The organism is Paracoccus onubensis (genome assembly GCF_003591515.1).
Classification (GTDB): domain Bacteria; phylum Pseudomonadota; class Alphaproteobacteria; order Rhodobacterales; family Rhodobacteraceae; genus Paracoccus; species Paracoccus onubensis.
On the sequence record NZ_QZCG01000013.1, the window covers coordinates 41,318 to 54,526 of the forward strand.

Annotated in this window: 13 protein-coding genes; 4 read left to right on the plus strand and 9 right to left on the minus strand. The window is 61.0% G+C overall.

Features of this window, described 5'->3' with window-relative positions; translation table 11 throughout:
- Positions 1-20: 20 nt before the first annotated feature.
- Genes D3P04_RS17690 through D3P04_RS17700 form a run of 3 tightly spaced genes read right to left on the minus strand, consistent with a single transcriptional unit; the run spans position 21 to position 3,569 of the window.
- Entirely contained in the window at positions 21-827 is an 807-nt protein-coding gene (locus D3P04_RS17690; protein WP_147391957.1) for a hypothetical protein, read from the minus strand.
- Entirely contained in the window at positions 820-2,376 is a 1,557-nt protein-coding gene (locus D3P04_RS17695; RefSeq protein ID WP_119751200.1) for an acyl-CoA synthetase, read from the minus strand. Before D3P04_RS17695 ends, D3P04_RS17690 begins: the two co-directional genes overlap by 8 nt.
- The gene (locus D3P04_RS17700; protein WP_119751304.1) at positions 2,373-3,569 is read right to left on the minus strand and encodes an acetyl-CoA acetyltransferase; all 1,197 of its coding nucleotides are present in this window, start codon (positions 3,567-3,569) and stop codon (positions 2,373-2,375) included. Before D3P04_RS17700 ends, D3P04_RS17695 begins: the two co-directional genes overlap by 4 nt.
- 86 nt (positions 3,570-3,655) lie before the next feature.
- Between D3P04_RS17700 and D3P04_RS17705 the strand changes: the two genes are divergently transcribed.
- Genes D3P04_RS17705 through D3P04_RS17715 form a run of 3 tightly spaced genes read left to right on the plus strand, consistent with a single transcriptional unit; the run spans position 3,656 to position 6,413 of the window.
- Entirely contained in the window at positions 3,656-4,642 is a 987-nt protein-coding gene (locus tag D3P04_RS17705; protein WP_119751201.1) for a DctP family TRAP transporter solute-binding subunit, read from the plus strand.
- On the plus strand, positions 4,643-5,122 hold the full coding sequence (locus D3P04_RS17710) for a TRAP transporter small permease (protein WP_119751202.1): 480 nt from the start codon (positions 4,643-4,645) through the stop codon (positions 5,120-5,122).
- The gene (locus D3P04_RS17715) at positions 5,115-6,413 is read left to right on the plus strand and encodes a TRAP transporter large permease (protein ID WP_119751203.1); all 1,299 of its coding nucleotides are present in this window, start codon (positions 5,115-5,117) and stop codon (positions 6,411-6,413) included. The genes D3P04_RS17710 and D3P04_RS17715 overlap by 8 nt, the downstream gene beginning before the upstream one ends.
- Here D3P04_RS17715 and D3P04_RS17720 read toward each other — a convergent pair.
- The 5 genes from D3P04_RS17720 to D3P04_RS17740 form a co-directional block, all read right to left on the minus strand.
- Complete coding sequence (locus D3P04_RS17720; protein ID WP_220475367.1) at positions 6,410-7,396, minus strand: LLM class flavin-dependent oxidoreductase; 987 nt, start codon at positions 7,394-7,396, stop codon at positions 6,410-6,412. The two genes, D3P04_RS17715 and D3P04_RS17720, sit on opposite strands and share 4 nt — an antisense overlap.
- Positions 7,397-7,537: 141 nt before the next feature.
- Complete coding sequence (locus D3P04_RS17725) at positions 7,538-8,083, minus strand: GNAT family N-acetyltransferase (RefSeq protein WP_119751306.1); 546 nt, start codon at positions 8,081-8,083, stop codon at positions 7,538-7,540.
- A gap of 124 nt (positions 8,084-8,207) precedes the next feature.
- On the minus strand, positions 8,208-8,480 hold the full coding sequence (rpmA, locus tag D3P04_RS17730; protein WP_119751204.1) for a 50S ribosomal protein L27: 273 nt from the start codon (positions 8,478-8,480) through the stop codon (positions 8,208-8,210).
- Positions 8,481-8,492: 12 nt separating this feature from the next.
- The gene (rplU, locus tag D3P04_RS17735; RefSeq protein WP_119751205.1) at positions 8,493-8,942 is read right to left on the minus strand and encodes a 50S ribosomal protein L21; all 450 of its coding nucleotides are present in this window, start codon (positions 8,940-8,942) and stop codon (positions 8,493-8,495) included.
- Positions 8,943-9,125: 183 nt separating this feature from the next.
- Entirely contained in the window at positions 9,126-10,946 is a 1,821-nt protein-coding gene (locus tag D3P04_RS17740; protein WP_119751206.1) for an ABC-F family ATP-binding cassette domain-containing protein, read from the minus strand.
- Positions 10,947-11,153: 207 nt separating this feature from the next.
- On the opposite strand from D3P04_RS17740, the gene D3P04_RS17745 reads away from it, so the two are divergent.
- Entirely contained in the window at positions 11,154-12,152 is a 999-nt protein-coding gene (locus D3P04_RS17745) for a Fe(3+) ABC transporter substrate-binding protein (protein ID WP_119751207.1), read from the plus strand.
- A 108-nt stretch (positions 12,153-12,260) separates the two neighbouring features.
- On the opposite strand, the gene rarD is transcribed toward D3P04_RS17745, so the two are convergent.
- The gene (rarD, locus tag D3P04_RS17750; protein ID WP_119751208.1) at positions 12,261-13,199 is read right to left on the minus strand and encodes an EamA family transporter RarD; all 939 of its coding nucleotides are present in this window, start codon (positions 13,197-13,199) and stop codon (positions 12,261-12,263) included.
- Positions 13,200-13,209 lie beyond the last annotated feature (10 nt).

The following is a 13,209-nucleotide window of genomic DNA, read 5'->3' on the forward strand; positions in this document are numbered from 1 at the left end:
TCATCACTCATGCATGACAGTCATGCGCGACGCAACAGGATGATCTCTGCCGTAACGCAAATAGGATTTGCACCGGGCCTGAGTAGTCCTGCGGCCCGGATACCGCCGATACCGACGATATCAATGGCAATATCTGCTCTGAATCCGGTTGCAACGCCATCCGATATCAGAAATTCGGAGGCATGGCTGTCCAATATGCTGCCATCGGCAAAACAGGCGGTATTCAGGCTGCCGATGCCCTCAACCTGCGCCCGCGCCCAACCGAGTTTCCGCACTGCATCCGTGATGCCATCACAAAGATCGATATGGGGTGCAAGCCGCAGCAAGGCGGCATCCGCACGATCATTCACATGACCTTCCGGTTTGAACAGGGTAAAGGCTGTCTCTGCATCCTCGGACGCCGTGAAACGCGCATCGGGAAACAACATCGCGCGGGCTCGAACCGGTCGCGTCAGCTGCGAGGCATCCAGCAGCAGATGTCCCATCGTCCCGCCCCACAGCCCGTGACAATGCCCGAATACCCTGCCCTCACGCCAACCCCAGACGATTCCGGCACGGTACAGAGGCGTATCGGCGGAATCGCGGGGGGTGGAATACCACGCGCCATGCAGGCCATCGGTCGCCCGGTCGGGCAGAACGAAGCGCAAATCGCCATGCCCATCCGCAAAACGGATCCATGCGCTGTCTGCGCCATTCAATGCCTCGGCAATCGCGATCTCCAGCGGTATCCCGGCGGCCAGTGTCACGACGCGCTCTTCTATCCGGCTGCCTGCCAGCATCAGACGAGGACCATCCGCCGGGCCGGGATGGCGCAGCGGTTCAGCCAACTCCGGCCCCTGCATCGCGGCGGATCAGTTCTTCGCGCACCAGTTTCTTGGTGATCTTGCCATAGCCCGATTTCGGCAATGTCTCCCAGAACTCGAAGCGGCGAGGCAATTTATACCGCGCCAGTTTCGAGCCCAGCCATTCCCCAAGCTCTGGCTGCCCGCCATCACGGGTCACGCAGATGGCCACGCCCACCTCACCCCATTTCGGATCGGGCATACCGATAACCGCACATTCGGCAATTTCGGGATGCAGCAGCAGCTTTTCCTCGATCTCGCGCGGATGGATATTCGAGCCGCCCGAGATGAACATGTCGCTTTCGCGTCCGGTCAGGAAGAAAAAGCCCCGCTCATCCATATGCCCCAGATCGCCAGTGCGGAACCAGCCGTTGCGGAAACTCTTGGCATTGGCCTCCGGGTTATTCCAATAGCCTGCAAAGACCGCGCCACCCGTCACGCAAAGCTCACCGGTTTCACCCGGTGGCAGAGGGTTGCCCGCCTCATCCTGAATCTCGACCTGAATCCCGGTTCGCGGCATGCCGCAGGATCCCTCCAATGCCCAGCCCTCGTCCGCCTCATGCAGACGCGCAGGCAAAACGGTAATGCAGCCCGTAACCTCACCCAGACCGAAATACTGCACCAGAACCAGGCCAAGTTTTTCCAGCGCCCGGATCTGATCGGCACGATACATCGGCGCACCGGCATAGATGACATGGCGCAGGCTGGAATGATCGAATTCCTCCACCGCTGGATGCTCGGTCAGCAGTTTCACGATGGTCGGCACGGTGAACATGTTCGAGACGCGATGCTCCTGCACCAGCCGCCATATCTCCTGCGGATCAAAGCCGCCTTCGGGCAGGATCGAGGGCACGCCGCGGGCGACCTGCAGCATCTGATGGATCCCCGCCCCATGGCTTAGCGGGGCAACGACCAGCGAGGCATCCTGCTCCGTCGTTCCGGGAATCAGGTCGGCAAGGTGATTGGCGATGACAAACCCCATCTGGCCATGCGTCAGCACCGCCGCCTTGGGCTTGCCGGTCGAGCCGGAGGTAAAGAACAGCCACGCCGGATCGTCACGCTCGACATCGGCGGCACGCAGCGGCGACGTCTCGAAACCCGCAAGCTCAGCATCGATATCCGGGCCGAAATCCGCCTGACCAATGGCCAGAACCGGCAAATCGCAGATCGCCGCGTGATCGGGAAAATCCGCATGGCATATCAATAGCTTTGGCTGGGTCAGTTCAGCCATCCAACGCAGATCGTTCGGCGCGCCCCGGAAATTCGCGGGCACCCAAACCGCCCCCAGCTTGAGACTGGCCCACAGGCTTTCCCACATCTGATTGTTATTGGGCGATTGCACCAGCACGCGGTCGCCCTTGCCAATCCCCTTTGATGCCAGCAGCCGCGCCATGGCATCGACACGGGATCGCATCTGTTCCCAATTCCACCGCCGCTCGCCATGGATCATCGCCGGATGATCCGGCAGGCGGCGGGCGGTCTGGTCCAGCAGATGCCCCAGATTCATCGTGCGGGTCGAATAGGGCAGATTCATTTCACGCGCTCGAGAATGGAAAGATAGTTGGCGACAGCCACTCCTCCCATATTGAACACCCCAGCCAGAGTGGCCCCCGGTATCTGCATGCCGCCGGCCTCGCCCGTCAATTGCATCGCGGCCATGACATGCTGCGAAACGCCTGTCGCGCCGATGGGATGCCCCTTGGATTTCAATCCACCCGATGGGTTTACCGGCAGTTTTCCACCACGCGCGGTCATTCCCTCGGCGATCACCCGGCCGCCCTGCCCTCGCTCGGCCAGCCCCATCGCCTCGTATTCCAGCAATTCGGCAATGGTGAAGCAATCATGCGTCTCGACCAGTGACAGATCATCCAGCGTCACGCCCGCCTGCTCCAGCCCCTCGGCCCATGCCCGTCGCGCGCCCGCCAGTTCCAGCGGATCGCGGCGCGACAATGGCAGATAGTCATTCGCCTGCCGCTGCGCCCGGAAGGCAATCGCGCGGGGTGCCTCGGCGGCGATATCGGGATGGACGATGACAAGCGCAGCCGCCCCGTCCGACACAAGTGAGCAATCGGTACGCCGCAAAGGCCCGGCGGCTATCGGGTTCTTTTCGCTGACCGTATTGCAGAAATCAAAGCCGAAATCCTTCTGCATATGCGCATAGGGATTCTGCGCGCCATTGGCGTGGTTCTTGGCCGCGATCATCGCAAGTTCGCGCGATACATCGCCGTAACGCTGGAAATAGCTGTTCGCGATCCCGCCGAACACGCCTGCGAAACCGCCCGGCGTATCGCCCTCTTCCGCCCGGTAAGAAGCGCCCAGCAGGATATCCCCGACCTCGGCCCCCGGTGTCGCGGTCATCTTTTCGGCGCCGACCACCAAAGCGACCTTGCCACGGCCCGAGCCGATGAAATCCAGTGCCGCCGTAATCGCCGCCGAGCCGGTCGCGCAGGCATTCTCGAGCCGTACTGCGGGCGTATGCGCCAGACCTTCCGCCCCCAGTGCGACAAGCGCCGCCTCAAAGCCCTGTTTCTGAAAACCGCCATTGAAGACGCCGGCGAAAATCCCGCCAACCTGTTCGGCCCCGATCCCCGCATGTTCCAGTGCGGCGGACGTGACCTCCGCCATCAACGCTTCCACATCCGGGGCTTCGGATTTGCCAAAGCGGCTATGCGCCCAGCCGATGATCTGCCCCTCTGGTGCGGGCGGCACAGTGATCTGGTCTGTCATGATCCCCTCCATCTTCTCACCGAAACTTATTGCATGCCCCGGCCCGAGCCGTAAATATGCCGCAAATCGGAATCGGAGGAGAAGCCATGTTCACGAAATTCGCCCTTGGGCTGACCACTGCGCTTGCGCTTTGCCTGCCAGCCGCCGCGGAAACCCTGCGCCTGTCGCATAACACTGGCGATACCACCACATGGCAGCAGGGCGCAGATAAATTCGCCGAACTTCTGGCCGCGGAAACCGGCGACGAATATGGGGTGCGGGTTTTTCCGAATGCTCAGCTTTCCGGCGGCGATCAGATGAAACAGGCCGAGATGACCGGGCGCGGCGCAATCGATTTCGTGCTGACCTCCGCCATCAATGTCACGCCGCTTGCTCCGGAAATGGCAGCATTCTCGCTGCCTTACCTGTATCCCGACTATGAAGCCGTCGACCGCACCACGGCCGGCAAGGCAGGCGACAAGATGGAAGAGATCATGGAAGGCCACGGCATCCATATCCTTGCATGGGGCGAGAACGGTTTCCGCGAAGTCACCAACTCCAAACACGCGATCAAAGCGCCTGCCGACATGCAGGGTCTCAAGATGCGCGTTGCGGGTCCGATGTATATCGACGTGATGAACGATCTTGGCGCCAATCCGCAGCAAATGCAGTGGACCGAGACATTTCCGGCGCTGCAGCAGGGCGTCGTGGATGGCCAGGAAAATCCCATCGGTGCGGTGATCATCCCGCAACGGGTCTATGAGGTTCAGAAATACATCACGGCGTGGCATTACAGCTATGATCCGCTGTTCCTGGGTATCTCGAAGGCGAAATGGGACGGTCTGGACGACGATACCAAGGCAAAGTTCCAGAAGGCCGCCGACGAGGCGATGCAATACCAGATCGAGATCAGCCGCAAAGCGACGGCCGAGGGGCTGGAATTCCTGAAAGAGCAGGGCATGGACGTCTATGAACCCACGCCCGAGGAACTCGCGGCGTTCAAGGAAGCCACCCAGCCAAGTTTCGACAAATGGGCCGGACAGATCGGCGAGGATATCGTCGAGCTCTTCACCGAAGAAGCGAACGCGCAGTAAATGCGCATCCTGGATCAGTTCGAAAAGATCGTCTGTGCGGTGCTGCTGCTGCTCATGGCGATTCTGGGCTTCGCCAATGTGGTCGTCCGCTACGGCACCAATCAATCGCTGGCCGCGACCGAGGAATTGCTGACCGGAGGTTTCGTCCTGCTTACCGTCTTCGGTGCCGCCATTGCAGCACGGCGGGGCGAGCATCTGGCCGTCGAGCTGATCTCTGATATGCTGCCCGCACCCTTGCGGCGGGTCGTCATTGTCATTGCTGCGCTGCTGTCGATCACGCTGCTGGCGGCATCGGTCTGGTTCTGCTGGCAGCTGCTGCTGAACCAGATGGGTAACGGCATGCGCAGCTATGCGCTCGGCCTGCCTTTGTGGTGGTATTCCGCCGCGCTCCCTCTTGGTTTCGCGCTTGTGCTGTTCCGCTATGTTCAGGCCATGCTCGGCGCGATTTCTGGTCAGGACGGAAGGCAGCGGAATGATTGATATCGGCGCTGGCAGCCTGATGGTCGGGCTTTTCGTCCTGTTCCTGATCCTGCGGGTTCCGGTGGCTTTCGCGCTTGGCCTTTCGGCGCTGGCGGCGATGTGGAAGCTTGGCTTCGGGCTTGATCTCGTAGGTGACCTGCTGACGGCCGGCATCGGAAAATTCTCGCTGCTGGCGATCCCGTTCTTCATCCTTGCCGGCAACCTGATGGGTCGTCTGGGAATAGCCGACCGGATGATCCGCTTCTTTCGCGTGCTCGTCGGAGGGTTACCGGGCGGCATGGGTCTTGTCGGCACCGTGGTCTGCCTGTTCTGGGGCGCGGTCAGCGGCTCGGGCCCGGCTTCGGTCGCCGCCATCGGGCCGATGATCATCCGCTCGATGGAAGATGACGGCTATACCCGGGCCTTCGCCGCCGGGCTGGTCTGCACCGGCGCGGCCCTCTCCATCGTCATCCCCCCTTCGATCGGACTGGTGATCTATGGCGTGCTGGCCGAGACCTCGATCGCGGATCTGTTCATCGCCGCGATCATTCCGGGCCTCGTCTGCGGTGCCCTGATGCTGGTCGCTCTGCCCTTCGGGCGCGGCAATCCATCCTCCACCCGTGATCTTGTGCCCGATCCCTATCCCGGCCTGTCATATGGAGCGGCGCTGTGGCGCAGTTTTCTGGACAGTTTCTGGGGCCTGATGACCCCTGTGGTAATTCTTGGCGGCATCTATTCCGGCATCTTCACGCCGACCGAGGCCGCTATTGTCGCTTCGGTCTACGCCCTTGCCGTTGGCGGGTTATTCTATCGGACACTCAACCTGAGCAGCTTGTATAACTGCCTTGTCGACAGCGCCGCAGGCTCTGCAGTGGTCATGCTGGTGGTCGCCTATGCGGGGCTGTTCGGCTGGGTAGTTACGGTAGACGACCTGATCGGGCAATATTCCGGGACATTGCTGGGTCTGTCCGATAACCAATGGGTGATCCTTGCCGTGATCATGCTGGTCCTGTTGATCGCAGGCATGTTCATGGACGCGGTGACAATCATGTTCATCTGCCTGCCCATCTTCCTGCCGGTAATGCGCGAGTTGCAATGGGATCCGATCTGGTTCGGCGTTCTGGTTATGGTCAATCTGGCTATCGGGCTGATCACTCCCCCGGTCGGGATCAACCTCTATGTCGCCGCCAATATCACCCGCCTGCCGCTAGAGCGCGTCGCGCGGGGCGCCCTTCCCTTCCTTCTGACCAGCATTATCGGCCTGTTGGTGATCGCGGCATTTCCGGGGCTGACGCGGGTGATGCTGCCTTAAAGGCCGCGCATCACCTCGGCCGCGATCTCGAAACTGCGCAGCCTTGCCTGTTGATCATGAATCTGGCCGGTCAGGATAACCTCATCGGGGCGATGCGCATCGATCAATGTGGCCAGTTGCTCTTTCACCTGCGCCGGATTGCCCACCGCCGTAATCCGTAAAGCCTGATCGACCATACGGCGCATCTGGGGGCTGATTTCCGCGTCCAGATCGCGGGTCGGTCGCGGCAGTTTGCCCGGTTTCCCGGTGCGCAGCCGCGCGAATGCAAGCTGCATCGAACTGCGCAGATAATGCGCCTCTTCCGCATCATCGGCGGCGAATACATTGATCGCAATCATCAGCCTTGGCTTCTCGCCCCATTGGGTCTGCTGGAACCGGTCGCGATAGATGGCCAGAGCCTGCTCCATATCCCCGGGCGCGAAATGGCTTGCAAAAGCATAGGGCAGACCCAGATGCGCGGCAAGCTGCGCCCCGAACAGGCTGCTGCCCAGAATCCAGATCGGAACATGCGTTCCCTCGCCGGGCAAGGCCCGGACCGGCGCATCCGGGCGCGCGGGTCCGAAATAATCCAGCAATTCCACCACATCCTGCGGGAAACTGTCCGCCATCGGATCACGCCGAAGCGCCCGGATCACCGCGCCATCCCCTCCCGGCGCACGCCCAAGCCCCAGATCGATCCGATCGGGAAATACCGTCGCCAATGTTCCGAAATTCTCGGCCACGGTCAGCGGCGCATGGTTGGGCAGCATGATGCCTCCGGCCCCCACACGCATCCGTTCGGTCGCCTGCGCGATCAGCGAAATCAGCACCGCGGTCGCCGCGCTGGCAATACCGGGCATGTTGTGATGCTCGGCCAGCCAGTAACGCCGATAGCCCCAGCCTTCGGCATGACGGGCAAGATCGATACTGTTGGAGATTGCGTCCGCAGCCTCGGAACCTTCGGGCACGGGCGACAGATCAAGAAGGGAATATGGAATGCTCATATTCCCGAATTATGCTGCCCCCAAACGAATACAAGGGCTGAGATTGCAGATTCTGCATCTCTCTTCTTCTTCACGAAAAATATCCTTGGGGGTGAATTGCACGGCAGCGCGAGAAGGGGCGCGCAAGCACCCCCTTCTTCCTCAGATCATCTTGCGCAGATAGGTCCATGTCGGCACACGCGCGTTCCGCGCCACGGACCAGCTTTCAGCATCGCCCAGATAGACAAATCCGCTATTGGTCAGCACACGGGCCGAGCCGGGATTGTCCTGAAATGCCTCTGCGAACAGCGTCCGCGCCTTATGCGGATTCGCGGCGACCAATGCCTCGACCGCTTCGGTCGCAAAGCCGGTATTCCAGAAACCGGCACCGATCCAGAATCCCAGTTCGGATTGATCACTGTCCATCCGGGTCAGCGATACGACGCCCAGAACCTCATCCAGCCGATGGGCCGAACCGTCAATCGCCCAGACATCCTCGACCCTGTCGGCAGACAGGGCCCGGGCCACGAAATTTTCCGAGGCGCCGGGTGGCAAGGGATGGGGTATGGCCCGGGTACCTTCCGCCACCCTGCGATCAGAGGTGTAATGGGCGATCATACCCGCATCGGACGGCCTCAGCGGGCGCAATATGAAACGGCTGGTTTCGATAACCGGCTGGTTCAGAACCACCGTTTCAACAAGTTTCATATCGTCCAACCGTGTACCCTCCCGCATTGGAGCAGACATCATCATTTTTCCTCCCCCGGAAAACGGAGCGGGGGACCGGCTTTCGCCGATCCCCCTTTGCTAACATTGGAATGTTACCCTTGGGTTACTCGGCTGCCACCTGTGTGGCCGGAATTACCGAAATATAGGTGCGACCCTTGAGGCCTTTTTTAAAGGCCACATGACCGTCGGTCAGTGCAAAAAGAGTGTGATCCTTGCCCATACCGACGTTATCGCCCGCCCACCACTTGGTGCCGCGCTGGCGCACAATGATGTTACCGGCAGTCGCTGCCTGCCCGCCATAAAGCTTCACGCCAAGACGGCGCCCCGCGGAATCGCGACCGTTGCGGGACGAACCGCCTGCTTTCTTATGTGCCATGGTTCAGTCTCCTTACGCTTCGGTGGCATCAGAGGCAGGTTCAGCCTCATCCGCTTTTTTCTTGGCCTTGGCGGCATTCGCCCTGGCCGGTTTTGCCGCAACTTCCTCGACCTTGGTGCGAGCGCCCACGGCAGCTTTCACGCCAGATTTGGCGGCGCCGTTTTCCAGCACATCGGTCACGCGCAGCAGGGTCAGTTGCTGACGATGCCCGCGGGTCCGTTGCGAGCTGTGCTTGCGACGGCGCTTGACGTATTTGATGACCTTGTCACCCTTGATCTGATCGATCACCTCGGCCTGCACCGCAGCACCTTCAACCAGCGGCGCGCCAAGGGTCGAACCGACCATCAGAATCTCGTTGAACTGGACTTTCTCGCCAGCGGCGGCATTCAGCTTTTCAACGCGCAGCACATCACCCGCCTGCACCTTGTATTGCTTGCCGCCAGTTTTAAGAACAGCGAACATCGCTTTGCTTTCCTTTGGTTTCCGCGTCCTTTGGCCCCGGTTTGACCCGGCGTTTGGTGCCTGCGAACAGCGCCCCGTGCAAAGACGGGGATCATATAAATAACATACCGGCCAAAGGGCAACCTCGGCCGGTCCGCATGGATATGGAGGATTCGCGCCGACAAGTCAAGCAAATCCCCGGTTTCAGCCTGCCCCGGCCGATTTTTCCTCGAGCATCAGCCATTCCTCTTCAGCCGCGTTCAAAGCCGCCTGACGGGCACTCAGCGCTTCGCTGGCTTTCTGAAACTTGGCCGGCGCGGTCTGATACAGATCGGGATCTGCAAGAAACTCGGACAGTTTGGCAATCTCGGCTTCGAGACGCTCGATAACGGCAGGCAGTTCCTCCAACCGGTGCTTTTCGGTGAAACTCAGTCCTGCTTTCGCGGGGCTGGTTCTGTCTGGTGTTTTGGGCGATTGCGGGGCCTTTCCGGGTCGCTCGGACGCGGGGACATCCTCCGTTCCCCGCTGCGCGCGATAATCGCTCCATCCTCCGGCGTAAGCCACGGCACGGCCATCGCCTTCCATCGCAATGGTCGTTGTTGCGATACGGTCGATAAAATCCCGGTCGTGGCTGACCAGAAGCACCGTGCCGTCATAATCACCCAGAATATCTTGCAGAAGATCCAGCGTCTCGACATCCAGATCATTCGTCGGCTCGTCCAGAACAAGCAGATTCGACGGTTTCGCCATCAACCGCGCCAGCAGCAGCCGCGCCTTTTCTCCACCGGACAGGCTACGGACCGGCGCGCGCGCCTGTGCATCGTCGAACAGAAAATCTTTCAGGTAAGCCACGACATGGCGGGGTTGCCCGCGCACCATGACCTGATCGGCACGGCCGGATACGCGCATCTCCGCATCTCCGGTCAGCGATTCCCACAGGCTCAGATCGGGATTCAGGGCGGCGCGGGCCTGATCGAATACCGCGATCTCAAGGTTGGTGCCATGTTTGACGCTGCCTTCATCCGGCGGGATTTCACCGGTCAGCATCTTGATGAGCGTCGTCTTTCCGACACCATTGGGACCTACAAAGGCGATCCGGTCACCCCGGCGCACCAGCAGATCGAACGGGCGCAGGATGGTGCGGGCGCCGAAAGCCTTGCCGATGCCTTTCGCCTCGATCACCTTCTTCCCGGATTGCGCCCCGGCTTCAAGCGCCATCGCCGCCGCGCCCTGACGGGTGATCTGCGCCGCACGCTCGGCCCGCAGCGCCTGCAAGGCCCGTACCCTGCCCTGATTGCGCTTACGCCGGGCACTGATGCCCTCAACCGCCCAGCGGGCCTCGGCCTTGATCTTGCGATCGAGCTTGTGGCGCGCTTCGTCCTCGGCCGTCCAGACAGCCTCGCGCCATTCCTCGAAATGTTCGAAACCCCGGTCCTGACGCCGAACCTCGCCCCGGTCGATCCACAGGGTCGCGCGGGTCAGGCGGCGCAGGAAAGCGCGGTCATGGCTGATGATGACATAGGCGGCGCGCGTCTGGTTCAGATGATCCTCAAGCCAGCCGATCGCCTCGATATCCAGATGGTTGGTCGGTTCGTCCAGCAGCATCAGTTCGGGCGCCTGCGCCAGAAGACGCGCCAGAGCAGCCCGCCGCCGCTCGCCCCCGGATGCGGTGGAAACCGTGCGGTCGGGATCGAATTTCAGCCCTTCGGCAGCCATCTCGACGCGATAGCCCTCGGCCTCGGGCAATCCTGCACGGGCAAAATCGCCAAGTGTCGCGAAAGCCGACAGGTCCGGCTCCTGCTCCATATAGCCGACATGGCTTCCGGCATTCAGCACCACCTCGCCGCGGTCAGGCTCTACCAGACCGGCCATGACCTTCATCAAGGTCGATTTGCCCGATCCGTTCCGCCCGACCAAGGCGATTCTGTCGCCCTGCTGTACCGTCAGGGAGAGGTTGTCGAATACCGGATTTCCGCCGAAGGTCAGCGAGATGTCGGTCAGTTGTAACAGGGGTGCGCGTGCCATTGCCGCGCCTTATCCTGCGGCAGGCGGATGGTCAACGGCAAGTCCGTGCAGATCGCCGATCCCTCGCGGTACATGTCAGGCAGCGTGTTTCGAATGGAAGAAGCACCCGCATAACGTGCAAATTGTTAATCTCGCGCAACTTATTATTGACTGGCTCATAAGCAGAATGCGAAAACAGTCACATGAACCTGACCAAAGGAGTCAAGAATGCGTACCCTGTTGCTTGCTTCCCTTATGGGCGCGACCGCGCTGCCCGCCCTGGCCGAGGAGGTAAATGTTTATTCCCACCGCCAGCCGGAATTGCTGAAACCCTTGACCGATGCCTTCACGGAAGCGACCGGCATTACCGTGAATACCGCCTATGTGGACAAGGGCATGGTCGAGCGGCTGAAGGCCGAGGGCGACCGCTCGCCCGCCGATCTGATCATGACGGTGGATGTCGCGCGGCTGGGCGAGGTCAAGGATGCCGGAGTGACCCAACCTGTCGAAAGCGAGGCTTTGAACGTCGTTCCCGAGGCCCTGCGTGACGCCGATCGCAACTGGTTCGGGCTGACCACCCGCGCGCGCATCGTCTATGCCAGCAAAGAGCGGGTCGCCGAGGGCGAGGTCACGACCTATGAGGATCTGGCCGATCCGAAATGGAAGGGCCGCATCTGCACGCGCCCCTTCACCCATGATTATAACGTTGCACTGACCGCCGCCCATCTGGCCCATCACGGCCCCGAGGAAACCAAGGCGTGGCTGGAGGGGATCAAGGCAAATCTGGCCAAGCAACCCGAGGGCGGCGACCGCGATCAGGTCAAGGCGATCTGGGCGGGTGAATGCGATATCAGTCTGGGCAATACCTATTACATGGGCCAGATGCTTGCCGATGATGAGCAGAAAGACTGGGCGGAATCGGTCGATATCGTCTTCCCGGTCTTTGACGGCGGCGGCACCCATGTGAACGTATCCGGCGTGGCCCTGGCGGCGGCATCTCCGAACAAGGACGCCGCGCTCAAGCTGATCGAGTTTCTGGTCGGTGACGAGGCCCAGAAAATCTACGCCGAGACCAATCACGAGTTTCCGGTATCCGACCATGTAGAGCGTTCGGAACTGGTGACGAGCTGGGGTGAATTCACGCCCGACGCGATGTCACTGAGTGAAATTTCGGCTCTGCGGCCCGAAGCCCTGACCCTGATCGAAGAGGTTAATTTCGACGGCTGATCCAATTGGCGGGCGATGCGTGGGGTGGAGCCGGAGAAGGGGCTCTACCCCGTCACCTATATGCGTGGCTTCCCGGGATATTTATGTAAAAGAGAAATCGATGCGCCGCTACTGGATGCGATGCGCCGCCAGTTCGCGACGGGTACGGCGCCTTGCGCTGGCCTCGCGGAACAGTGAAACGGAATAGAGCGCAAGCGCCGCCCAGATCATCGGGAAAGCGATCATGCGAGCCCTGTCGAAGGGTTCGTCGAACAGCAGCACCGCCGTCAGGAAAAGCATGGTCGGCGTCAGGTATTGCAGGATGCCGATAGTCGAAAGCCGCAGCAGCTTGGCTCCGTTGGCGTAGAAGAGCAGCGGGATCGCCGTGATCGGACCGCAGCCCAGCAGCAGCAGGTTATCCATCATATTGCCGTTTCCGAACGTGCCCTGCCCGGTTGTGCCAATCCAGACCAGATAGGCCAGCGCGATCGGGGTCAGCAACAGCACCTCCAGAGTGAACCCCTGATTGGGGCCAAGCGGCAGGCTTTTCTTGAAATAGGCGTAGAAGCCCCATGTCAGGGTCAGACCGACCGCGACCAGCGGCAGGCTTCCGGCCGTCACGGTCAGGATCACAACCGCCGCGAAGGCCAGGGCAACAGCGAGCATCTTGAGACGGTTGAGTTTTTCACCCAGCAGAACCGCGCCCAGCATCACGCTGAACAGTGGGTTGATGTAATAGCCAAGCGCGGCATCAAGTGTATGGCCATTGGCGACGGCCCAGACATAGGTCAGCCAGTTGCCCGTGATCAGAGCCGCCGTCAGGGCCGCCATCGCCAGAAGCCGCGGGTTTTTCACTGCGGCGATCACCTCGCCGCTGCGCCGCTGCCAGATCAGCACTGCGGCGGCAATCGGCAGGGACCAGAGCGCACGATGGGCAATGACCTCCATGGGCGGGATATGCGCGATTGCCTTGAGATACAGCGGCATGAGCCCCCATAAGACATAGGCTGCTAGCGCGAAACCGAAGCCGCGTGGCGAATCGCTGTCTATGCCGGGTTTGCTGCTCATACCTTGTGCA